General features: G+C 66.3%; 18 protein-coding genes and 3 pseudogenes. 9 read left to right on the top strand and 12 right to left on the bottom strand.

Translation table 11 applies throughout. The features are described from left to right. The first annotated feature begins 16 nt into the window (after positions 1 to 16). Complete coding sequence (fis, locus tag GGR62_RS10280) at positions 17 to 289, top strand: DNA-binding transcriptional regulator Fis (protein WP_002804983.1); 273 nt, start codon at positions 17 to 19, stop codon at positions 287 to 289. Positions 290 to 632: 343 nt separating this feature from the next. Here fis and GGR62_RS21175 read toward each other — a convergent pair whose 3' ends face one another. From GGR62_RS21175 to GGR62_RS10295, 6 genes and pseudogenes are all read right to left on the bottom strand, one after another. Then, complete coding sequence (locus GGR62_RS21175) at positions 633 to 2,957, bottom strand: hypothetical protein (protein ID WP_260305827.1); 2,325 nt, start codon at positions 2,955 to 2,957, stop codon at positions 633 to 635. After that, a pseudogene (locus GGR62_RS21180) lies at positions 2,917 to 3,312 on the bottom strand (hypothetical protein); the annotation flags it as partial. The pseudogene GGR62_RS21180 and the gene GGR62_RS21175, both read right to left, overlap by 41 nt. A 273-nt stretch (positions 3,313 to 3,585) precedes the next feature. Further along, entirely contained in the window at positions 3,586 to 3,648 is a 63-nt protein-coding gene (locus GGR62_RS21430) for a hypothetical protein (protein ID WP_326520252.1), read from the bottom strand. A 311-nt stretch (positions 3,649 to 3,959) separates the two neighbouring features. Continuing rightward, positions 3,960 to 4,811 (bottom strand): annotated as a pseudogene (locus tag GGR62_RS21435) (Ice nucleation protein); the annotation flags it as partial. A gap of 941 nt (positions 4,812 to 5,752) precedes the next feature. After that, entirely contained in the window at positions 5,753 to 6,397 is a 645-nt protein-coding gene (locus tag GGR62_RS10290) for a CDP-alcohol phosphatidyltransferase family protein (protein ID WP_184407811.1), read from the bottom strand. Then, the gene (locus GGR62_RS10295) at positions 6,397 to 7,896 is read right to left on the bottom strand and encodes a TIGR04222 domain-containing membrane protein (RefSeq protein WP_326520250.1); all 1,500 of its coding nucleotides are present in this window, start codon (positions 7,894 to 7,896) and stop codon (positions 6,397 to 6,399) included. The genes GGR62_RS10290 and GGR62_RS10295 overlap by 1 nt, the downstream gene beginning before the upstream one ends. Before the next feature lie 538 nt (positions 7,897 to 8,434). On the opposite strand from GGR62_RS10295, the gene purH reads away from it, so the two are divergent. The 4 genes and pseudogenes from purH (at position 8,435) to yccS (ending at position 14,015) form a co-directional block, all read left to right on the top strand. Beyond that, complete coding sequence (purH, locus tag GGR62_RS10300; protein ID WP_184407813.1) at positions 8,435 to 10,018, top strand: bifunctional phosphoribosylaminoimidazolecarboxamide formyltransferase/IMP cyclohydrolase; 1,584 nt, start codon at positions 8,435 to 8,437, stop codon at positions 10,016 to 10,018. A gap of 120 nt (positions 10,019 to 10,138) precedes the next feature. Further along, positions 10,139 to 11,434: a phosphoribosylamine--glycine ligase gene (gene purD, locus GGR62_RS10305; protein ID WP_184407814.1), complete on the top strand. Its 1,296-nt coding sequence runs from the start codon at positions 10,139 to 10,141 to the stop codon at positions 11,432 to 11,434. A 99-nt stretch (positions 11,435 to 11,533) separates the two neighbouring features. Next, positions 11,534 to 11,735, top strand: a pseudogene (locus GGR62_RS21190) (hypothetical protein). 66 nt (positions 11,736 to 11,801) lie between these two features. After that, positions 11,802 to 14,015, top strand: a complete 2,214-nt coding sequence (gene yccS, locus GGR62_RS10310) for a YccS family putative transporter (protein ID WP_184407815.1) — start codon at positions 11,802 to 11,804, stop codon at positions 14,013 to 14,015. Positions 14,016 to 14,146: 131 nt separating this feature from the next. Here yccS and GGR62_RS10315 read toward each other — a convergent pair whose 3' ends face one another. Next, entirely contained in the window at positions 14,147 to 15,337 is a 1,191-nt protein-coding gene (locus GGR62_RS10315; protein WP_184407816.1) for an MFS transporter, read from the bottom strand. Positions 15,338 to 15,434: 97 nt separating this feature from the next. Between GGR62_RS10315 and GGR62_RS10320 the strand changes: the two genes are divergently transcribed. From GGR62_RS10320 to GGR62_RS10335, 4 genes are all read left to right on the top strand, one after another. After that, positions 15,435 to 16,337 (top strand): LysR family transcriptional regulator, encoded by a 903-nt coding sequence (locus tag GGR62_RS10320; protein WP_184407817.1) that lies wholly within the window; start codon positions 15,435 to 15,437, stop codon positions 16,335 to 16,337. Between the two features lie 68 nt (positions 16,338 to 16,405). Next, on the top strand, positions 16,406 to 18,328 hold the full coding sequence (locus GGR62_RS10325; RefSeq protein ID WP_184407818.1) for an MFS transporter: 1,923 nt from the start codon (positions 16,406 to 16,408) through the stop codon (positions 18,326 to 18,328). 318 nt (positions 18,329 to 18,646) lie between these two features. Then, the gene (locus GGR62_RS10330; protein ID WP_070689523.1) at positions 18,647 to 19,027 is read left to right on the top strand and encodes a CD225/dispanin family protein; all 381 of its coding nucleotides are present in this window, start codon (positions 18,647 to 18,649) and stop codon (positions 19,025 to 19,027) included. A gap of 44 nt (positions 19,028 to 19,071) precedes the next feature. Beyond that, positions 19,072 to 19,437, top strand: a complete 366-nt coding sequence (locus tag GGR62_RS10335; protein WP_326520253.1) for a DUF2752 domain-containing protein — start codon at positions 19,072 to 19,074, stop codon at positions 19,435 to 19,437. A gap of 88 nt (positions 19,438 to 19,525) precedes the next feature. Here the strand turns inward: GGR62_RS10335 and GGR62_RS10340 are convergent, their stop codons facing one another. The 5 genes from GGR62_RS10340 to GGR62_RS10360 form a co-directional block, all read right to left on the bottom strand. After that, positions 19,526 to 20,419 carry a cobalamin biosynthesis protein gene (locus GGR62_RS10340; RefSeq protein WP_184407820.1) on the bottom strand — a complete coding sequence of 298 codons (894 nt, stop codon included), beginning with the start codon at positions 20,417 to 20,419 and terminating at the stop codon, positions 19,526 to 19,528. A 77-nt stretch (positions 20,420 to 20,496) separates the two neighbouring features. Further along, on the bottom strand, positions 20,497 to 21,387 hold the full coding sequence (gene nudC, locus GGR62_RS10345) for an NAD(+) diphosphatase (RefSeq protein WP_184407821.1): 891 nt from the start codon (positions 21,385 to 21,387) through the stop codon (positions 20,497 to 20,499). Positions 21,388 to 21,490: 103 nt separating this feature from the next. Beyond that, positions 21,491 to 21,877, bottom strand: coding sequence for an iron-sulfur cluster insertion protein ErpA (gene erpA, locus GGR62_RS10350; RefSeq protein ID WP_184407822.1), 387 nt, complete (start codon positions 21,875 to 21,877; stop codon positions 21,491 to 21,493). Between the two features lie 83 nt (positions 21,878 to 21,960). Continuing rightward, positions 21,961 to 22,410, bottom strand: coding sequence for a polymer-forming cytoskeletal protein (locus GGR62_RS10355; protein ID WP_184407823.1), 450 nt, complete (start codon positions 22,408 to 22,410; stop codon positions 21,961 to 21,963). A 3-nt stretch (positions 22,411 to 22,413) separates the two neighbouring features. Beyond that, the gene (locus tag GGR62_RS10360) at positions 22,414 to 23,154 is read right to left on the bottom strand and encodes a DUF6776 family protein (protein ID WP_326520251.1); all 741 of its coding nucleotides are present in this window, start codon (positions 23,152 to 23,154) and stop codon (positions 22,414 to 22,416) included. Between the last annotated feature and the right edge of the window lie 51 nt (positions 23,155 to 23,205).

The raw sequence follows: 23,205 nt of genomic DNA on the forward strand, positions 1-23,205 counted from the left end.
ACACTGGGAACCTCCTTTGAACGCAGCCCCCTCTCGTCCTGACACCAGTCGTGGCGCCCCGAAGTCGCCTCTGCGCGAACACGTGGCCCAGTCCGTCCGCCGTTATCTGCGCGACCTGGACGGCAGCGATGCGGACGACGTCTACGAAATCGTGTTGCGCGAGATGGAGATCCCGTTGTTCGTCGAAGTGCTCAACCACTGCGAGGGCAACCAGAGCCGCGCGGCGGCGATGCTGGGCATTCACCGGGCGACCTTGCGCAAGAAGCTCAAGGAATATGGGCTGACCTGAGGGCGGGCATCGGAGCCGGGCACTCGCAGGCGCGTTGTCGCGTCGCTGGCAGTCCGGCACGCAGGGCATCTGCCATTCGCCGGGGCCAAGTTTCTGATCGGTTGTGCCTTGCGCATGCCGGGGCACGTCCCGCTGTCGATGCGTGCCCAGCGTGGGCGTGTTGGCTGCACGCGTGATGATGCGCTTCTGGTCGTGCCTGCGTGATGCCACGCGGGCGGGCGCCGTCGCCGCGTTCGCTGCACAGCGTGGTCGAACGCATCCGGTCAGGCCAACTGCCGCATTCGGCAGTTGGCCATCGCAGACCTGGATCAGCGACGCCGATGGCGTGCCTGCGCCGCCCTGCTCAGTGGGGCGATTGCGCGGCGGGCGCATGATCGGCTGCAGACGCCGGCCCGCCGTCATGCTCAAGCACGATCGTATCGAACGGGTCATCGAATTTTTCGACCACGTTCCTGTCGTCATCGACCTGGTAGGCGGTGTCGGCCTCGACCCCTTCCTCGCCGGTCTTGGCGATGATGTTGGTATAGCGCTTGCCGTCCCAGCATCGGAAGATCAATACCGAGTCTTCGCCGCCGGTCAAGGTGGAGCCCAGGCTGCCGATCAACCTGCTGTTGGCTCCGGCGGTCAGGATGCTGTTCTTGCCGGCCGTCAGCTTGCTGCGGTCGCCGGCCATCAGCGTGCAGTCATCGCCTGCGGTGAGCTTGCTGCGGTCTCCGGCAGTGAGGTAGCTGTTGCGGCCGGCCAACAGCTTGCTGCGATCGCCGGCGATCTGGGTGCTGTCGGCACCGGCGATCAACTTGCTGCGATCCCCCGCCGTCTGGATGCTGCCCATGCCGGCGATCAGCGTGCTGCGCGAACCGGCGGTCTGTGAACTCAGTTTGCCGGCGATCAGCATGCTCCGATGTCCGGCGATCTGGGTGCTTTCGTGCCCGGCGATCAACGAACTCCCATAGCTTGCGATCTGATTGCTGCCATAGCCGGCCGTCAGAGAACTGCGCACGCCGCTGGTCAACGTGCTGCCATACCCGGCGATCAGCGAACTGTCTTGGCCGGCGGTCTCGGTACTGCCATAGCCGGCGGTCAACGAGCTGTTGTCCTGTGCGGTCAAGGTGCTGCCGTAGCCGGCCGTCAGCGTGCTGTCGCCACCGGCGGTCTGGCTGCTGCCGTAGCCGGCGATCAGGGTGCTGGAGAACCCGGCGATTTCGGTGCTGCCGTAGCCGGCGGTGAGCGTGCTGTTTTCCAGCGCGGTCAGCGTGCTGCCGTAGCCGGCGGTGAGGGTGCTGTCGTAGCCGGCGGTCTGGGTGCTGCCGTAGCCGGCGATCAAGATGCTTTCATAACCGGCGGTGGAGTTGCTGCCATAGCCGGCGGTCAGAATGCTGCCATGTCCTGCGGTTTGCGTACTGCCGTAGCCGGTGGTGAGCCAGCTGATTTCCTGCGCCGTCTGGGTGCTGCCGTAGCCAGCGGTCAGGGTGCTCTCGTAGCCTGCGGTCTGGGTGCTGCCATAGCCGGCAATCAGCGAACTCTGGAAGCTGGCGGTGGAGGTACTGCCGTAGCCGGTGATCAGCCAGCTGCTGCTCTGCGCGGTCTGGGTGCTGCCGTAACCGGCCGTCAGTGAACTGTCGTAGCCGGCCGTCTGGGTGCTGCCATAGCCGGCGATGAGCGAACTGTCCGGGCCGGCCATCGATGAACTGCCGTAGCCGGCAATGAGCGAACTGCTCTCCTGGGCGGTCTGGGTGCTGCCATAGCCGGTGGTGAGAATGCTCTTGTAACCGGCCGTCTGGGTACTGCCGTAGCCGGCGATCAGCGTACTGTCGTGCCCAGCGGTGGAGGTGCTGCCGTAGCCGGTGGTGAGCATGCTGCGCTCCTGCGCAGTCTGCGTGCTGCCGTAGCCGGCGGTGAGCATGCTTTTGAAACCCGCCGTCTGCGTGCTGCCGTAGCCGGCGATCAGCGAGCTGTCCGAGCCGGCAGTGGAGGAGCTGCCATAACCGGCGGTGAGCATGCTGCCCTCCTGCGCGGTCTGGGTGCTGCCGTAGCCGGTGGTCAGGATGCTCTTGAAGCCCGCCGTCTGCGTGCTGCCGTAGCCGGCGATCAATGAACTGTCCGAGCCAGCGGTGGAGGTGCTGCCGTAACCGGCGGTCAGATCGCTGCCGCTACGGGCGGTCTGCGTGCTGCCATAGCCAGCGGTCAGCGAACTGTCGCCACCGGAGGTCTGCGTGCTGCCGTACCCAGCGATCAAGGTGCTATCGGCACCGGCAGTGGAGGTGCTGCCGTAACCGGCGGTCAGATCGCTGCCCTTGCGCGCGGTCTGGGTACTGCCATAGCCGGCGGTGAGCGAGCTTTCTCCGCCGGAGGTCTGCGTGCTGCCGTAGCCGGCAATCAAGGTGCTGTCGGCACCGGCAGTGGAGGTGCTGCCATAGCCGGTGGTGAGGTCGCTACCGCTACGCGCGGTTTGTGTGCTGCCGTAGCCGGCAGTGAGCGAACTGGCGTTGCCCGAGGTCTGGGTGCTGCCGTAACCGGCAATCAGCGTGCTCTCGCCACCGGCCGTGGAAGTGCTGCCATAGCCGGTGGTGAGGTCGCTGCCGCTACGGGCAGTTTGTGTGCTGCCGTAGCCGGCAGTGAGCGAGCTGTCACCGCCGGAGGTCTGCGTGCTGCCGTAGCCGGCGACCAAGGTGCTGTCGGCACCGGCCGTGGAGGTGCTGCCATAGCCGGTGGTGAGATCGCTGCCGCTGCGGGCAGTTTGCGTGCTGCCGTAGCCGGCAGTGAGCGAGCTGTCGCCGCCGGAGGTCTGCGTGCTGCCGTAGCCGGCGATCAAGGTGCTGTCGGCACCGGCCGTGGAGGTGCTGCCATAGCCGGTGGTGAGATCGCTGCCGCTGCGGGCAGTTTGCGTACTCCCATAACCGGCAGTGAGCGAACTGTCGCCGCCGGAGGTCTGCGTGCTGCCGTAGCCGGCGACCAAGGTGCTGTCGGCGCCGGCCGTGGAGGTGCTGCCATAGCCGGTGGTGAGATCGCTGCCGCTGCGGGCGGTCTGCGTGCTGCCGTAGCCGGCAGTGAGCGAACTGGCGTTGCCCGAGGTCTGCGTGCTGCCGTAGCCGGCGATCAGCGTGCTGTCCCCACCCGCCGTCGAGGTGCTGCCATAGCCGGCAGTCAAATCGCTGCCCTTGCGCGCGGTTTGCGTACTGCCGTAACCGGCAGTCAGCGAGCTCTCGCCACCGGAGGTCTGCGTGCTGCCGTAGCCGGCGATCAAGGTGCTGTCGGCGCCGGCGGTGGAGGTGCTGCCGTAACCGGCAGTCAGATCGCTACCGGTGCGCGCGGTCTGCGTGCTGCCATAGCCGGCGGTCAGCGAGCTGGCATTGCCCGATGTCTGCGTACTGCCGTAGCCGGCGATCAACGAACTGTCGGCACCGGCAGTGCCGGTGCTGCCATACCCAGCCGTCAGGTCACTGCCATCCTGCGCGGTCTGGGTACTCCCGTAGCCGGCGGTGAGCGAGCTTTCGCCGCCGGAGGTCTGCGTACTGCCGTAGCCGGCGATCAAGGTGCTATCGGCGCCGGCGGTGGCGGTGCTGCCATAGCCGGCGGTGAGATCGCTGCCGCCCTGCGCCGTCTGGGTACTGCCGTAGCCGGCAGTCAGCGAACTGTCGCCACCGGAGGTCTGGGTGCTGCCATAGCCTGCGATCAACGAGCTGTCGGCACCGGCGGTTTCGGTACTGCCGTAGCCAGCGGTCAGATCGCTGCCGCTGCGTGCGGTCTGCGTGCTGCCATAGCCGGCGGTCAGCGTGCTTCCGCCACCGGCCGTTTGCGAGCTGCCATAGCCGGCCACGATGGTGCTGTCCGATCCGGCCACACCGGTGCTGCCGTAGCCGGCGATCAACTCGCTGCGATTACCCGCAGTTTCGGTGCTTCCATAGCCTGCGATCAGCTGACTTTGATCGGCACCGGTAAGCGTGCTGCCATAGGTTGCGATCTCGCGCGTGAGCGCCGTGTCCTGCGGATGCGGCGGCATCTGCACGCCGCCAGCGCCGGCCAATGGCGGTTGCTGTGGCTGTGGCTGTGGCTGTGTCGGTGCCACGGAATAACCGCTCTGCTCCACTGCCGGCGCAGTGAACTGCGCCTGTGCTGCCTTGGGAATGAATTGCGCAGCAATGACTGCGGCTACGGGCGGCTCCGGCGGGGGCGGCGGGGGCGGCGCATGCTGCTCGATGCCGGCGGCAATGCACTGCATGGCGCCTGCACGGTTGCCGGCGTAGACCACCTCGGCCCGGGGAAACTTGATCATTCCCTCCTCGCCCAGCCAGATGATGTCGGCGGTGTCCACCATGCACACCACCCAGTGCGCATCGGCGTGCATGTTCAGATGCGCATTGGTGCCCTGCCCCCACAGCAGGCCGGTCAGGCCGTTTTCCTGCTTGATGGTGGGTTGCCAATGCGTGCACTCGACACTGCCTGTGCGTGGCCAGATCAGACCGCAATGATCGGACATATTGTTGGTGCAGGTGCGTAACGCCAAGACTTTTTCACGATTCATAAGAATGATCTCATCTGGATATTCCGGGCAGCGATGCAAGCCGACGCTGGTTGCCGCCGATAACGCGGGCACGGATCATCCAGCCGTCATGGCAAGGCAGATCCACCCGTTGGCAAGGCGAGCGCCGGCACTGCAATGGTGGGTATCAACGAACGCCCCGAGGCGCCCGTGCGCTGCGGTGTCTTGCTTGAATCGCAGGGTCATGGACGGCCGTGACTGCAAGACGCAGCTGGGGTGATGGCAAGGCTGGCTCCTGCGCGACAGCCGTTGCAGCGAATATCGAAGGGACGCCTCGCCGAGAGCGTCATTGACTTTGAACCTGTCGAACAAACAGATCAGCGAGTCCAGATCGTGGATCAGCCGTGCCAGGTCATTGTCGCCACAAGAGAAGCCAGGTGCGCATCACCGAAGAACAACAACGGGCCACGTCCCAGAATGCCGGATTTTTTTGCCGATATGCGACCGGGTCGGAATTCTGTCCTGCGATAATGCTTGCGACATTCGAATCGTTTCGCGCACCCATCGGTTTTCGTGACGCATTGGCGTCGCACATCTTAAATACCGATGCGACGAAACCCCGCACCGGAAAATCCATGCATTAAATGAGAAGTGCGTTAGTTAATGCGTGTGATATATACCCGCCTTCAGAAAGTGCACCGTTTGCACTTTCTCCGTTTTCGCTAAAGGCCCGGAACGGTGACCAGGTTGCGGTGATGCGGGCAGCACGGTGCGGCAAACGGATAGAGCGCGTTACGCATGCAATCGATCGAGCACGCCACCGTGACCTTCACGCATGCGGCCACGGCGTCGATGCCGCGATCGCAGCTGATCGCCGGCACCACCAGTCGGCCCCGGCGCCTATCAGATCCTCGCCGACCGCGTGCCACGGTGCGAATGCGGCGATCGAGCACAACGCCAGCCCGCACCTGGCTGGCCGGCAATCACCTCCACTCCAATGCGCGCACGATCCTGCGCAGCCGCAGCACTGCGGTCACCAATGCGCCGGCGATCAGCACGCACAGTGCGCCCACCAGCATCCACGCCGCAGGCGTTGCGTGGCCCAGCCACTGCACCGGAATGGCCAGCGCGGTGACCAGCGACAACCAGTGCATGCGCTGTACACGCGTCATCGGCCCCTGGCGTGGCTCCGGCGTGCCGCAGGCCAGACCGAGCATGCGCACATACGCGGTGACCACGCAGCACAACGCGGCCGCCCACCCCAGTTGCGCCGCCCACGGCACGCTGGCCTGCAGGCCATAGCCAAGCCCGATGCAGACCACGACATCGGACAGGCGATCCGGCGCATCGTTGTAGACCTCGCCCGCACGCCCGACCAGGCGCGCCTCACGTGCCAGCACGCCATCCATGCGGTTGCACCACAACCGGCCCTGCAAACCGAACAAGGCCAGCAACAACGGCGCCGCGCCCTCGCGCGCCGCGTGGCTCAAGGCGATGTAGAACATCAGACCGGCCAGTGCGGCAAAGGCGATCCCTGCCCACGACACGCCATTGGGCGTGGCGCCACGTTCGCGCAATGCGCGTGCCCAGCGACGGCGGCGTTCCGGTAATTGCGGTGTGTGTTGCATCAGTCGCCCCCTCCCCCGCATCCACCGCATCCACCACCACCGCTGTCGCCGCCGCCACTGTCACCGCCGCCACCGCAACTGGTCGTCGAGCTGTCGCCAGTGGTGGACATCGGCGAACGCAGCGTGTGGTAGCTCTCCCACGGCGTCCCCAGCAAGGCGGCGGTGCCATACAGCGCCACCACGTGACCGGGATCGGCACCGCCGCGCGCAGCGTCGGGTTTCACCGTCTCTCTGCGCACGGCGATCTGCTGGTCTCCGGCCAACGTGCGGCGCGCCGGCGCCAGCAGGAACCCCGACACCACCATGCTGAGCAGCACCATCAGGGCCAGCAGGTAACCGATCGGGTACCCGCCCTGCAGGCCGATCACGATCTTGCATGCGCCCAGTAGCCACAACGCTGCAACCGGGAGCGCGCTGAGCCCGCGCACCCACAGCGCATGGCGCGGATCCAGCCACAGCCCCTTCGCGACCACGCGCTGCTGCACAGGCTCTGCCAAGGCGCGTAGCGCCTGCCATGCCATGACCGGGTCTTCGGCATTGCCTGCGATCTGCAAGGCCGGGGCGAGCGCAGCTGGCACCGTGGCTACCGCGTTGCGGCGCAGCCGCACGCGCCCCTGCGCCTCTTCATCGCGCTCAAGAAATACTGCGTTGGTGGCAAGCAACTGCGCGAAATACAGGTCGGCCACGCGGGCGTCGCCACCGCTCAGGTAGGCCACCTCGGCAGCATCGGACAGGTGCTGGTTGGAAGCTCCCCCCACGCCGCGCGCCCAACGCCGCAGCAGCGCGGCTGCTGACCATGCCAGGCCGATCAGCACCACGAACAACGCCAGAAAATGCGTTCCCCGCCAGTGCAGCGGCGACAGGACGCCGGTGTTGGCGTTGCTGCCGAACGCGGCAACGACCAACGTTGCGGCAGCCCATCCCATCACCGTGCCGATCCCGCGCGTCCACCTGTCGTGACCGGCACCGCCACGCACTGCACGCAAGGTGGCCTCCGCATCCGGCGCAGGCGTCGGCGTCGATACCGACGCGCTCGGGGGCTGCCGCGCCGCTGGCCACAGCGCTGGCGGCGGCTCGCCGAAATGCTGGCGATAGCGTTCCAATGTCTGCCGGTACTGCGCCTGGAAGCGCATGTCCTCGTCAGCGCCTGCGCGCCCGGGCTGATGGTGCAAGGTGGTCTGCAGCACCTGCGGGCAGAACTGCTGCCAATAGGCGCGGGTGTCGGTGAGGTGGGTGTGCCAGACCTGGTCGATCAACGGGCTGGGCGTGACATCCTGCGTGCCGGTGCAGGCCAGAAAACAGAAGCGGCGGTATTCCTCCACCATCCGTTGTGCCTGCGTCACGCTGCAATGCGCCTGCTTGGCGACGCGACCGACGAACGCCGCCAATGCCGCGTCATCATCGCCGAAGCGATATGCCTGCAGCCGTTGCCATAACGCCTGTTGTGCAGGCGTGGCCGCGATCGGATCAAGGTGTGCGGGCACGGGTTGGTCTGTCACAAGCGCTCCTTGCCGATCGATGCCGCAGCCCATGTCAGCAGCTGCCCCCTCACACCTGCGGACTGCCACGGCCGCAGGCGGGGCATGCTGGACCAACGCGACCGCCAATCACGCCTTGCTGCCCGTCGAGGCAGCGCCCCCGCGCGTGCGTATCGCCACCTCCGGTTGCCGTGCGGCCGCGTCCTGGTTGCTGCGACCGCCGTACGTAGAGGTGGGCAGCCCACTGCGCTGTCCGCGATGTCCGACCCAACCCGCGGGTCAGGATACTGTGGGGTGCATCGAGCGCCATGCGCAACGGCATGCGGGCCGGTGGCAGCGGCCAGTTCGCGCCAGCGTGATGGCGCACCACCGTCGTTGCGTCGCGCGCGGTCATGCTGGGCGGTGCAGACGCCGCGAAACAGCGTGCCCGCCAGCGGCCGCAGCGGCGCGTGGAAACGTCGTTTCAGAGCAGGGGTCGCGTCCATTGCCGTCTATTGAGTCCATTCGAGCGCTGGCGCAGCCTACAATATCGGCTGCCCCGCAACGACATCCCCCACCGATGGCCTCTGATTTCCTGCCCGTGCGCCGGGCCCTGCTCTCCGTTTCCGACAAGACCGGCCTGATCGATCTGGCCCGCGCGCTGGTGGCGCGCAAGGTCGAGCTGCTGTCCACCGGCGGCACCGCCAAGGCGATCCGCGAGGCCGGCCTGCCGGTCACCGACGTTGCCGAGCTGACCGGTTTCCCGGAGATGATGGACGGCCGCGTCAAGACCCTGCACCCGCTGGTGCACGGCGGCCTGCTCGGCCGCGCCGGCGTCGATGAAGCGGTGATGGCCGAACACGGCATCGCGCCGATCGACCTGCTGGTGCTGAACCTGTATCCGTTCGAGTCGGTGACCGCCCAGGCCGATTGCACACTGGCCGATGCGGTGGAAAACATCGATATCGGCGGCCCGGCGATGCTGCGCTCGGCAGCGAAGAACTTTGCCCGCGTGGCGGTGGCCACCGACCCGGCGCAGTACGCCGAGCTGCTGGCCGAACTCGATGCCAACGACGGGCAGCTGTCGGCGGCCAAGCGCTTTGCGCTGTCGGTGGCCGCGTTCAACCGCGTGGCGCAGTACGACGCGGCGATCAGCAACTACCTGTCCGCCGTGGCCGACAGTGCGGAGAGCGTGCCCACGCGCAGCCCGTTCCCGGCGCAGATCAATTCCAACTTCATCAAGGTGATGGACCTGCGCTACGGCGAGAACCCGCACCAGGCCGGCGCGTTCTACCGCGACCTGTATCCGGTGCCGGGCACCTTGGCCACCTTCCAGCAGTTGCAGGGCAAGGAGCTGAGCTACAACAACCTGGCCGACGCCGATGCCGCATGGGAATGCGTGCGTCAGTTCGATGCGCCGGCCTGCGTGATCGTCAAGCACGCCAACCCCTGTGGCGTGGCGGTGGGCGCGGCCTGCGGCGATGCCTACGAGCTGGCCTATGCGACCGACCCGACCAGTGCCTTCGGCGGCATCCTGGCCTTCAACAAGACGCTGGATGCGGCCACTGCAAAAGCGATTCTCGACCGCCAGTTCGTCGAGGTATTGATCGCCCCCGACTACGATGCCGGCGCGCTCGAGTACGCGACCAAGAAAGCCAACGTGCGCGTGCTCAAGATCCCGCACGGCAACGGCCTCAACAACTACGACACCAAGCGCATTGGCTCTGGCCTGCTGATGCAGTCGTCCGACAACCGCGGCATGTCGCTGGGCGAATTGAGCGTGGTCACCCAGCGTGCGCCCAGCGATGCGGAACTGGGCGATCTGCTGTTCGCCTGGCGCGTGGCCAAGTACGTCAAATCCAACGCCATTGTCTACGCCAAGGACAGCCGCACGATTGGCGTGGGCGCCGGGCAGATGAGCCGCGTGGTGAGCGCCAAGATCGCCGCGCTCAAGGCCGAAGAAGCCAAGCTCACGGTGGCCGGCTCGGTGATGGCCTCCGATGCGTTCTTCCCGTTCCGCGACGGTATCGATGCTGCTGCTGCGGCCGGTATCAAGGCGGTCATCCAGCCGGGCGGCTCGATGCGCGATGGCGAGGTGATCGCCGCCGCCGACGAGCATGCCATCGCGATGGTGTTTACCGGCGTGCGGCATTTCCGCCACTGACGTGCCGGGATTCGGGAATGGGGATTCGGGAGTGGCAACGTCGCTCTGGTTTCTGCTGTTTCCGAGCCACGCCTTGCTTCAACCAATCCCCAATCACGACTCCCCAATCTCGGCACTTACATGAAAATCCTTGTCATCGGCTCCGGCGGCCGTGAACACGCCCTGGCCTGGAAGATCGCGCAGTCCGCGCGCGTGAGCGAGGTCCTCGTTGCACCTGGCAATGCCGGCACCGCCACCGAGGCCAAGTGCCGCAATGTGGCGATCAAGGTCGATGATCTCGATGGCCTGCTGTCACTGGCGCAGCGCGAAGACGTCGCGCTGACCGTGGTCGGCCCGGAAGTGCCGCTGGTGCTGGGCGTGGTCGACCGCTTCCATGCGGCCGGCCTGCGTATCTTCGGGCCCACCGCCAAGGCCGCGCAGCTGGAGGGCAGCAAGGCGTTCGCCAAGGATTTCCTGGCGCGCCACGGCATCCCCACCGCGTATTACGCGGTGCACACGGAAGTGGAAGCAGCACTTGCCTATGTGCGTGAGAAAGGCGCGCCGATCGTGGTCAAGGCCGATGGCCTGGCCGCCGGCAAGGGCGTGATCGTGGCGATGACGCTGCGCGAGGCCGAAGAGGCAGTGCGCGACATGCTCTCGGGCAATGCCTTCGGCGATGCCGGCGCGCGTGTGGTCATCGAAGAATTCCTCGATGGCGAAGAAGCCAGCTTCATCTCGATCGTCGATGGCAAACATGCCTTGCCGATGGCCACCAGCCAGGACCACAAGCGCGTCGGCGATGGCGACACCGGCCCCAATACCGGCGGCATGGGCGCGTACTCGCCGGCCCCGGTGGTCACGCCCGAGGTGCATGCGCGGGTGATGCGCGAGGTGGTCGAGCCGACCGTGCAAGGCATGATCGCCGACGGCGTGCCGTTCACCGGGTTCCTGTACGCCGGGCTGATGATCGATGCGCACGGCGCGCCCAAGGTGATCGAATTCAACGTGCGCTTCGGCGACCCGGAAACCCAGCCAGTGATGCTGCGGCTGCAGTCGGACCTGGTCGATCTGCTCGACGCGGCCATCGACGGCAAGCTCGACACCGCGCAGGCGCAGTGGGATCCGCGCCCCTCGCTGGGCGTGGTGATCGCGGCCAAGCCCTATCCGGAAACCCCGGTCACCGGCGAGGTCATCACCGGCCTGGACCAGGTGCCGACCAGCGCCAAGGTCTTCCACGCCGGCACCGCGTTGAATACCGACGGGCAGGTGATCAGCGCCGGTGGCCGCGTGCTGTGCGTGGCCGCCTTGGGCGACAGCGTGCAGGACGCACAGCGCACCGCGTATGCCGGCCTGCAGCCGATCCACTGGCCCAACGCCTTCCAGCGCAGCGATATCGGCTGGCGTGCGATCGCCCGCGAGCGGCAGGCGCAGGGCTAAGCCGCGTCCTTCCCCCGCCGGCGGGGGAAGGTGCCCGAAGGGCGGATGGGGGCAAGCTCGCACATCCGCTGGTTGTCAGCCGAACAGAGCAACAGCTCACTGGTGGTCGCCGACAAGGCGGTGTTCAAACTCGCAACCACAGGTTGCAAGGTCGCCAAGCGCGGTAGACAGCCATGCAGTTGGCCGGACGCGCAGCTCACGCGGCTGCGCGCAGGCACGTGCAGTTGGGCTGCGGTGCAGGCACCGTCGTCGCGCAATCGGCTCCAATCCGCACAAACGCCAGCTACTGACAAAGAATTAGCCGCCCTCCACCCCGATGGCGCGTGCCTGCGGCAATAATGCCCGGGCACCTTGCCTAACAGAGACTGTGGCCACTCCCTCTTTCGAAACCCGCCTTAGCCGCCTGTGGGCCCATGAAAAGGCCAGCTATGGCCTGCGCGTGTTCATCGCGCTGGCGGTGGCGATGGGCGTGTGCTGGCATTGGCAGCAACTCACCGCGGTGCCGGCGCTGTTCCTGGGCGCGATCGCCAGCGCCATTGCCGAAACCGACGACAACTGGCTGGGTCGCATCAAATCGGTGCTGCTGTCGTTGCTGTGTTTCGCCGCAGCCGCTGCGGCGGTGGTGCTGCTGTTTCCATATCCGCTGGCGTTCGTGGTCGGCATGGCGTTGGCGACGTTTTCGCTGACCCTGCTCGGCGCGCTGGGCGAGCGCTACGCCTCCATCGCGCAGGCCACGGTCGCCCTGTCGATCTACGCCATGATCGGCATGGACCAGCATGGCAGCCACGACCCGCTGATCGGCTGGCATGGCGCGGCGTTGCTGTTGATCGGCGCCACCTGGTACGGCGTGCTGTCGATCCTGTGGACCATCCTGTTCGCCAACCGCCCGGTACGCGAACGGCTGTCGCGGTTGTTCTTCGAGCTGGGCCGCTATCTCAAGCTCAAGGCCGACCTGTTCGAACCGGTGCGGCAGAGCGACCTGCATGCGCGTCGGCTGGCGCTGGCCGACCAGAACGCCAAGGTCGTTGGCGCGCTCAACGCCGCCAAGACCGCGATCATGAGCCGCTTCGGCCGGTCGGGACGGCCGGGGGTGCAATCGGGCCTGTATTTCCGGCTGTATTACATGGCGCAGGAATTCCACGAGCGCGCCAGTTCCTCGCACTATCCCTACGAAGCGCTGACCGAGGCGTTCTTCCACAGCGATGTGCTGTATCGCTGCCAGCGCCTGCTCGCGCTACAGGGCAAGGCCTGCGCGGCGTTGGGCGAGGCAATCCGGCTGCGCCAGCCGTTCGATTACGGCGAGCACAGCCGCCTGGCCACCGAAGACCTGCGCCAGTCGCTGGACTATCTGCACGCGCGTGCCGACCCGGCACTGGCCCGTTTGCTCGGTGCGCTGGAACTGCTGGTGACCAATCTGCAGAGCATCGAACGCAAGCTCTCGGAAGCGGCGCAATTCGATTCCACCAGCGACAATCTGGACACCCGTCTGCGCGATTCATCGCCACACACCTTGCGCGAAATGGCCGCACGCCTGGGCCAGCAACTCACGCCCGGCTCGGTACTGTTCCGCCACGGCCTGCGCATGGCCATCGCGCTGGTGGTCGGCTACGCCATCATGCAGTCCATCGATGCCGACAACGGCTACTGGATCCTGCTCACCACCGTCTTCGTGTGCCGGCCCAACTACGGCGCCACCCGCCTGCGGCTGGTGCAGCGGATCGCCGGCACCCTGATCGGCCTGGTCGCCACCTGGGCGTTGATGCAGCTGTTCCCCGGCACCGAAGTGCAATTGCTGCTGGCGCTGGCCGCCGCGCTGATCTTCTTCGTCACCCGCACCGATCGCTACATGCTGGCCACCGCCGGCATCACCGTGATGGCGCTGTTCTGCTTCAACCTGCTCGGCGATGGCTTCGTGCTGATCTGGCCGCGCCTGATCGACACCGTGATCGGCTGCGCCATCGCCGCGGCCGCCTCGTTCCTGATCCTGCCCGACTGGCAGGGTCGCCGCCTCAATCAGGTGATGGCCACGGTGCTTGCCAGCTGCGCGCGGTATCTGGCCCAGGTGCTGGAGCAATACGCCAGCGGCATGCGCGACGACCTGCCCTACCGTATCGCGCGGCGCGACATGCACAACGCCGATGCCGCCTTGTCGGTGGCGCTGTCCAACATGCTGCGCGAACCGGGCCGTTACCGGCGCAATCTGGATGCCGGCTTCCGCTTCCTGGCGCTGTCCAACACCTTGCTGGGCTATCTGTCTGCACTGGGGGCACATCGCGCCGCGCTCGAGGGCGACCACGATCCCGCCATCGCGCAGGCCGGCGACTACCTGCAGCGCACGCTGAGCGAAATCGCCACCGCCTTGCGCGAGCGCCAACCGCTGCCCGTGCACGATGAAACCGAAGAAGTCGCCACCGCCGAAGCGCTGGAGCAACACGCAGTGCAACTGCCGCCCAAGCAACGCCTGCTGCGCGACCAGTTGGCGTTGACCCTGCGCTTGCTGCCCAAACTACGTGCTGCGGCCTTGGCGGTCACCACCGCGCCGGCCGAGGGCACCACACGGTTGACGATCAACAAGGCCTAGCGCGTCTTTGCCGGTCGGCGTGGACGCGGCGCAGCCACGGCCGCCTCCACATGGACAGGCGAGGCGAGGCCGCGCACTGCGCGCACAGGCCATCGCCCTGCTCGCCGCGTCGTTCGTCGTGCGCGCCGCGCTTACTTCCAGGTGTTGCGCGACACACTCAAGCCCACCCACCCCAGCGCCGCTGCAGCCAGCGCCGCACCACCGATCACCACACCATTCCAGCCGGCCTGCGCATACGCCGCCGTGCCCAATGTCGAACCCACCGCACCGCCGATGAAGTAGCAGGTGATATAGGCCGAGGTGATGCGATTGCGCGCGTTCGGATTGCGCTGATAGATCACGCTCTGATTGGCGATATGCACGCCTTGCACCGCGATATCCAGCAGCAGCACGCCCACGATCAGCAGCGCGATCGACTGCGGCGCACACGCCAGCAATCCCCACGACAGCAGCAACATCACCAGCCCGCCCCAGCTGACCCGATCGCCATGGCCGCGATCGGACCAATGGCCGGAACGATTGGCCGCCAGCGCGCCAGCCGCACCGATCAACCCGAACAGCCCGATCACCGCCGTGCCATAGCCATAGCTCGACCCGGACAACAAGAACGCCAGCGTGGTCCAGAACATGCTGAAACCGGCAAAGATCAGCCCGCCCAGCACCGCACGCGAACGTAGCACTGCATCGTCGCGCAGCAGCGTCAGCACCGACCCCACCAACTGCGGATACGACAACTGCGCATTGCCGGGATGGCGCGGCAGCCCACGCCACAACAGCCAGGCGGTGACCAGCAGCAAGCCGGAGGCGATCCAGTACACCGTATGCCAGCCGCCCACACCGGCCAGCACCCCGGCGGCGGTACGCGCCAGCAGAATGCCCAGCAGCAGGCCGCTCATCACCGTGCCGATCACCCGCCCGCGCTCGTGCGGGGCGGCCAGGGTCGCGGCGAACGGCACCAGGATCTGCGCCGCCACCGAACTGGCGCCAGTGACAATCGTGCCGGCCAGCAACATGCCAAAGCTGTGCGAGGCGGCGCTCACCAGCAGGCCCAGCGCACTGAGCACAAAGAGCCCGACGATCAGGCTGCGCCGCTCCAGCCGGTCGCCCAGCGGCACCAGCAACAGCAGCCCCACTGCGTACGCCAACTGCGCGGCGGTCACCACCGCCCCGGCGCTGCGCACCTGGAGCCCGAACGCCTGCGCCAGCGTTTCCAGCAAGGGCTGCGCATAGTAGTTGCTCGCCACCGCAAGGCCGGTGGCCGCGGCCATCAGCAGCACCAGCCGTCGTGGCAATGGCGGGTGGGCAATCGGTTCGACGGTCATGGCAGGTGCCTGTTGAAGGAATGGGCGCAGTGTGGGCAGCGACACGGCATCTTTCCAATGTATTGTTTTCACCATCTCCATCGCGTTTCGAGATCGTATGCTGACCCTGCGCCAACTCGAATTCGCCGTGGCCGTGGCCGAGGAAGGCGGCTTTACCGCCGCCGCGCGCCGTTGCAACACCGTGCAATCGGCGCTCAGCCACCAGGTCGCCAAGATCGAGGAAACCCTTGGCGCACGCGTGTTCGAGCGCGGCAGCCGCCAGGTGCGGCCTACCGCGGCCGGCGAGGTATTTCTGCACAACGCCCGCGAAACCTTGCGCGCGGCCGAGCGCCTGCACGAGGAAATGGCGCAGGCCTTGGGCACGGTGCGCGGCCGGCTCACGCTGGGGCAGATCTCCTCGCTCACCACCGTGCAGCTGCCGACGCTGCTGCGCGCGTTTCGCAGCGCGCATGCACGGGTGGACGTGCATCTACGCACCGCCATGAGCGAGGCCCTGCTGCACGACCTGAGCGAAGGCCGGCTGGATGTCGCCCTGGTCGGCGTCGGCCCGCAGGTCGCGGTGCCCGACCAGCGTCTGCTGCTGCACGAGGAAACCCTGGCCTTGATCGTTGCGCCCACGCATCGTTTCGCCACGCGCAAGCGGGTGGCGCTGGCCGAGCTGGACGACGAACCGATGGCCGGGCTGATCGCCGGTGCCGGCGTGCGCGGCATCGTCGATGCGGCCTTCGCGCAGGCCGGCTTGCGGCAGCGCCAGCAATACGAGGTCACCCATGCCGATCTGGTGCGCGAACTGGTCGCCGCCGACCTGGGCGTGGGCATCGTGCCGCAGACCATGGCCGCAGCCATGCGCGGGGTGGTGACGGTCGCGCTGAAAGAGCGCTTCGGCTTTTTGACCTATGCGGTGTGGCGGCCCGATCCCACCCCGGCCGCGCGTGCCTTCGTGGCGCTGCTGCGCGCCCAGGCCGCGCGCCGCGCGCCATCGGCACGCGCGCCGCGCTGAGCGCATCGGCCATGCACCAGCCCACCGTGGAAGCCTGCTAGGCTGCGCGCGTTCGCAAAGGAAACTGCATGTCCGGTCACAGTCAGTTCGCCCTGCTCAGGCAGCGCCGCTTCTTGCCGTTCTTCGCCGTGCAGGCGTTGGGCGCGTTCAACGACAATGTCTATCGGCAGGCCATCATCGGCTTGTTGTTCTATCTCGGCATCGATGCGGCGCAGCGCACGCTGTACACCAATCTGGCCCCGGCATTGTTCATCCTGCCGTACTTTTTGTTCTCCGCACTGGCCGGGCAGATCGCCGAGAAGCTGGAAAAACAGAAACTCATCGTGATCACCACCACGATGGAAATTGCCATCATGTCGCTGGCGGCGGTGGGTTTTCTCACCGAGAACATGGTGATCCTGCTGGTTGCGCTGTTCTGCACCGGCCTGCAGTCCACGCTGTTCGGGCCGGTGAAATACTCCATCCTGCCTTCGGTGCTCAAACCCGAGGAACTCACCGGCGGCAATGGCCTGGTCGAGATGGGCACCTCGATCTCGATCCTGTGCGGCATGATCTTCGGCGGCCTGATCTTCCAGATCGCCGGCAGCCACGGGCCGGTCGCTGCAGCCACCGCCGTGATCGCCATCGCCGTCACCGGCAACCTGGTCGCGCGGCTGGTGCCCAAGGTCGATGCCGGCGCGCCGGAGCTGAAGATCAACTGGAATCCGATCCCCGAATCGCGCGCGATCATGCGTCTGACCCGGCGCACGCCGGCGGTGCGCAATGCCGTGCTCGGAGTGTCGTGGTTCTGGTTCGTCGGCACGGTGCTGACCGCGCAGCTGCCGACCTACGCGCAGCTCAATCTCGGCGGCCAGCAGGACCTGTATGTGTTCGCGCTGGCGCTGTTTTCGATCGGCACCGGCGTCGGTTCGCTGCTGTGCGAACGGCTGTCCGGGCGCACCGTGGAAATCGGTCTGGTGCCGCTGGGCGCGTTCGGTATCAGCGCCTTTTTGCTGGATCTGTACTTCGCGCGTCCCGGCGGCGCGCCCGTCAGCGATCTGTCGATCGGCCAGTTTGTGCAGCAGCCCGGCAGCGTGCGCCTGATCGTGGATCTGGTCGGCATCGGTCTGTTCACCGGTTTATTCGTGGTGCCGTTGTTCGCGCTGATCCAGAGCCGCACGCCCAAGGCCGAACTCTCGCGCGTGATCGCCGGGCTCAACATCCAGAACTCGCTGTTCATCGTCACCGCCGCCATCATCGGCATCGCGCTGCAGTTGCAGCAGCTGGTGCTGTTCGGCGTGCGCATTCCATTGCCGGGCCTGAGCATTCCACAGGTGTTCCTGGCCCTGGCGCTGGCCAATACGCTGGTGGCGCTGTGGATCTTCACCCTGGTGCCCGAGTTCCTGATGCGCTTTCTCAGCTGGGTGCTGGTGAGCGCGCTGTATCGGCCACGCCTGTACGGCATCGAGCGCCATGTGCCGGATGAAGGCGCCGCGCTGCTGGTGTGCAACCACGTCAGCTACATGGACGCGCTGATCCTGTCGGCGGTGATTCCGCGCCCGGTGCGCTTTGTCATGTACTACAAGATCTTCCGCATCCCGGTGATGCGCTGGATATTCCGCACCGCCAAGGCGATCCCGATCGCCGGTGCGCGCGAAGACCCTGCGCTGATGCAGCAGGCCTTCGACCGTATCGATGCCGCGCTGGCCGACGGCGAGCTGGTGTGCATCTTCCCCGAAGGCGCACTGACCAAGGATGGCGAGATCGCTGCATTCAAATCGGGCGTGGAAAAGATCCTGGAGCGCCGCCAGGTGCCGGTGATTCCGATGGCGTTGCGCGGCATGTGGTCGAGCATGTGGAGCCGGCGCGATAGCCGCCTGGGCCGCATGCGCGTGCCGCGTCGGATGCGCGCCCATATCGAAGTCGTCGCAGGGGCAGCGGTGCCGGGTCACACGGCAACGGCCGCACTGCTCGAACAGCACGTGCGGGCACTGCGTCAGGATCACCCCTGAGACCGGCGGGCGCAGGCTTTGCGTCCGTCGCGCGCCGCGAGTAGCCTGTGCGTCATCACACGTTTTGCCGCCGCGCTCGCCTAGCGAACGCGACAGGTCGTACCGGGGGAAGTCGTCGTGCTCAACATCATCGCGCCTGAGGCGTCTGCCGTGATTGGCAGCTGCCGCTCATTCCAGCGGCAGGCACTCGCATCGTTAAGGGTGTGCGGCCGTTGTATGCACACACCTTCGATTGTCGCCAGTGCTGCGGCACCCACTCGATAACCCTCCCCACTCACTTATCAGTTCGCAGTCGTTTACCACCCAAGGAGCTTCACCATGAGTGCCATCCCACCGCCGATCCATCCGCAGCCTTCCGCTGTGCCGCCACCCGTCCAGCCGATTCGAAATCATCTGGCCTGGTCCATCACGATGACGGTTCTTTGCGTTCTGATCTGCTGCTCATGCTGGACGATTCCGGGCATCATCACCGGCATCGTGGCGATCGTCTTTGCGGCGAAGGTGAATCCCTTGCTCAACGTGGGCGATATTCCAGGGGCGGTCAAGGCGTCGAGTACTGCAAAAATATTGGCATGGGTCACCACCGCCATTTTTGTGCTTGGATTACTTCTTTGGATAGTTTCAATCGCCAGCCTTGGTGTAGATGGTTACAAGGCACGCATTCTTGAGATGCAGCAGCAGATCGAACAGTCGAGATAAGCGTGTCCAGGCGCCTGCTCCAACTTTCGCTCGCACCAGCTGCAGTGGCAGCTGGTGCAGGCCTATGGATTTTTTGGAAGTTTGATCCAAATCTTCCAGGAAATCCGTTCCCGCCCTGCATCTTCCATGCACTGACGGGTTACTACTGTGCTGGGTGTGGCATCACCCGCGCTTTACATGCGCTGGCACATGGCGATGTGGTCACAGCCTTCAAGATGAATGCTCTTGCGGTCGGACTATTACTATTGGTCCCGTGGGTGCTGCTGTGGCATCTCGGGTGGCAGCCAAAGCGCTTGGTGCCGCTGGCCAGATTGTCTGGCTCTCCGTGGCTTTGGATCGCGCTACTGCCCGGGTTCTGGGTGGCAAGGAACCTGCCTTGGCCACCCTTCTCCTTGCTGGCTCCAGGTTAAAGCGCGCCAGTAGAAAGTGCTGCGATGCCAACACGCAATCAATCGCTTGCTAGCTGAGCATCGTTGTTCTCACCGGGCAAATCAGACCTCACCGCACCCACCCGGCAATCACCAATAACGCCAGCACCACCATCCACAGCAGCAGCACGCGCCAGACCAGGCTCATCGCATCGCGCACTTCCGGCAGGCGGCGCCACACCGGCACCAGCCCCGAATCGGTGTAGTCATGCGCTTCCTCGCGTAGCTCGGCACTGACGCTGGCACGCGCCACCGCACCCAGAAAATGCGGATCCAGCGACCAGCGGTTGCCATGCGCCTGCCGCCAGGCACGGAACACGGTGTCGAAATTCCCAACCAGCGCCATCGACACGGTGATCAACTGCGCCACCGGCCATTCCAGCGCGGCGAGCAACCAGCGCGCACCGGCCAGATTGCGCGGCGGCAGCAACACCGACAGCGGGCTTTCCACCGCCAACGCGGTCAGCCGATACAGCACCGCTCCGAACGGCCCCAGCAGCAGGAACCACCACAACACCGCAAACCAGCGCCGCAGCCCGTTGACCACCACCGCTTCCACCAACGAGGGCGCATCTTCGTGCACGCTGCCGCCAGCGGCCTGCAACTGCGCAATCGCGTCACGACGCGCGCCCGGTTCGTCGGCGTCGATTACTGCTTCCACATCGCGGTCCAGATCGCGCGGCCCCCAGGTCCAGGCCAGCACCGCCACGCCGAACAGCAAGGCCAGGAAGCCGCGCCAGACGTCGTCCAGCACCCATTGCAGCAGCAACACCACCAGCAAGGCCGGCAACAACGCCAGCAGCACGCCGTAACGTCCCTGCCACGCGCCGCGCCCAGCCGCGTGGCTGTCGAGCCGGCGCAGCCAGTGGCCAAACCATTCGAAACGCCGCAACCGCGCCACCTGGGCAGGCACCAGGTGACCCAGCGCAAGTGCGACCACGACAGCAACCAGGGTGGTAAACATGGGCGAGCCTCCTCAGCCGAGTCTAGAGCGAACGCCGGCAGGCCGGGGCTGTGCGTTTTTGGCGCAGTCGGCCAGGCTCAGCCATGCGCGCGATGCCAATGCTCGATCAGCGCGCGTGCGATGGAAATTCGTGGTGGCAGCCCGATGTCGCCTTCGCCGGCCAATGCAGCGGTGACCTCGGCATGGCTGACCCAGCGCGCGTCTTCCAGCTCGCCGGTGACCTGCGGCACCTCGGTCGCCGCCGCGCGCGCCGTGAACCCCAGCATCAACGCACCCGGAAACGGCCACGGCTGCGCGCCCAGATAGCGGCAGTCCTGCACCTGCACGCGGGTTTCTTCGTAGACCTCGCGCACCACGGTCTGCTCCAGCGACTCGCCCGGCTCCACAAACCCGGCAATCACCGAATAACGGCCCGGTGCCCAACTTGCCTGGCGCCCCAGCAGCAAGCGCGCGCCATCGCTGACCGCCACGATGATCGCCGGATCCACGCGCGGGTAATGCTCGGTCTGACACTGCGTGCAATGGGCGATGAAGCCGGCCCGCCTGAAGGCGATCGCTCCACCGCAGACACCGCAAAAGCGCGTACGCGACTGCCAATGCAGCATCGCGCGTGCATAGGCCAAGGCGGTGGCGACGTCGGCCGGACAGTCGGCGGCGGCCTGGCGCAGATCGATGCGCTGCGCTGCCTGCACGGAGGTCTGCTCGGCCAGCAGACAGAACCAACCGACGTTGTCGCGCAGGCCCAGAAAAATCGCTGCCTCCGGCACCTCGCCAAGCGCGGCGCCGTCCATCAGCAGTGGCTGACCCTCGGCATCGGCCAACGCCGTGCCCTTGGCATCGAGCAGCAGCACGCGGCCTTGCGGCCACAGGCGCGCCAACGCATCGGCATCGTCACGCAGCAGATCGCCACGATCCAGCGGCGCATGCGCGAAAGCAAAACCGGCTGTTGAAAAAAGAGACTCTGGCATCGACGCAAGCCTGCCGATAATCGGCGACACCCGCAACCATGTGACGCCAGCAGAACACGCTAGCAACGGCGCCTGTTCAGACGCCGGGCTCTCTCCACTGCACTCAGACGCTGAAACTGCTGCCGCACCCGCAGGTGGTCTTGGCATTCGGATTGCGGATCACGAACTGCGCACCGGTCAGGCTCTCGGTGTAATCCACCTCGGCACCCATCAGGTATTGCAGGCTCAGCGGGTCGACCAGCAAGGTCACCCCATCGGTGGCCACGGCCAGGTCGTCCTCGGCGCGGTTCTCGTCGAATTCGAAGCCGTACTGGAAGCCGGAGCAGCCGCCGCCCTGAATGTACACACGCAATGCCAGGTCGGCATTGCCTTCTTCCTGGATCAGCTCGCGCACCTTGGCGGCGGCGGCCAACGAAAAGTTCAGCGGCCGGTCGATGGACTGGTAGTCCGGTGCCGGGGCGGCGGTGGGTAGCGAAACGAGCGTGCTCATGGCGTCAGCATGGGGGCCAGGCGGCCACACTTCAAGCAGGTCCGGGCAACGTCGAAGCCGGGCTTCAGTCGCACCCGCCGCACTCAGGCGTCGGCGGTCTCGGCCTGCGGGGCCTTGACCTGCTCGGCGCGGCTGGCGTCCGGGGCCGGCAACGCGGCGGTCGCGCCTGCGGTGGCGGCATGAATCAGCCGGCCAGTGAGCTGCGCACCGGCGCTCATCTCCACCACCTGGTAATGCACATTGCCCTGCACGCGCGCGTTGGGCGCCAGCTCGACCCGCTCGGCAGCATGCACGTCGCCGGTCAGTTGCCCGTTGATGATCACCACCGGTGCGCGCACCTCGCCTTCGATGCAGCCCTGCTCGGCCACCGTCAAGGTGGCGCTGGCGCCCTCTTCGGCGATGACCTTGCCCAGGATGCGGCCTTCCACATACAGCCCGCCGCTGAACATCAGGTCGCCGCGAATGATCACCTGCGGCCCGATCAAGGTGTCGACCACGGTCTGCGCACCACGGTTGGACTTGTTTCCGAACATGAGCTACTCCCCCGCGCCATTACCGGCGACTTTCCAATCGAATGTCTGATTGACCGGCGCCCCATCGCCGCTCAGGGAGATTTTGACACGTTGCGGGGTGAAATCCTTCGGCAGGATCACACTGCCGTCCAATTGCTGGAAATACCGGAACGAATACGGCTGCCCGGCAGCATCGGGCTTTTGATGCAGCTCGTTCCAGCTCACCGTGACCAGCTTGCCGGCGCGCACGCCTTCCACCGCAAAGCGCAGCTGGCCCTGGCTGATCGCACCCCGATTGAGGTTCTGGGTCAGCACCACGCTGTAATTCCAGGTGCCACCGGGCTCGGCAGTGAACTGCACCGAGTGCGCGTTGAGTCCCTTGCGCTGCGCGGTCGAGCCCACCAGCCGCTCGTAGAAGGCCACGTCGGCGCGCAGTGCGGCGATCTGTTCGTCGCGCTCGGCCAGCGAGGCCTGCACCTCGGTGTTGGCGGCGCGGCTGATCTTGTCGGACATCGCCAGATTGACCTGGCGCTGTTGCAACTGCTCGATCTGTCGCCGCTGCTGGGCCTGGGCACGCTGCGCCTGCTGCAGCGCCGATTCGGCCTCGACCAGACGCGGTGCGGCGTGACGCGTGGCCATCCACCAGACCCCGCCCAGCGATGCCAGCCACACGATGACGATCGCCCCCATCCACAGCCAGCGGCCGCTGGAGCCGCCACCGCCGGTTTCGCGGCGGACGATCTGAACGCGTGCGGTCGGTCTCATGGGCATCGGGTCCGGACGGGCCGGCGCAGTCATGGGCGGCGTAGTGTGCCA

Source organism: Xanthomonas sp. 3075, from assembly GCF_014197275.1.
GTDB classification, from domain to species: Bacteria; Pseudomonadota; Gammaproteobacteria; order Xanthomonadales; family Xanthomonadaceae; genus Xanthomonas; species Xanthomonas campestris_B.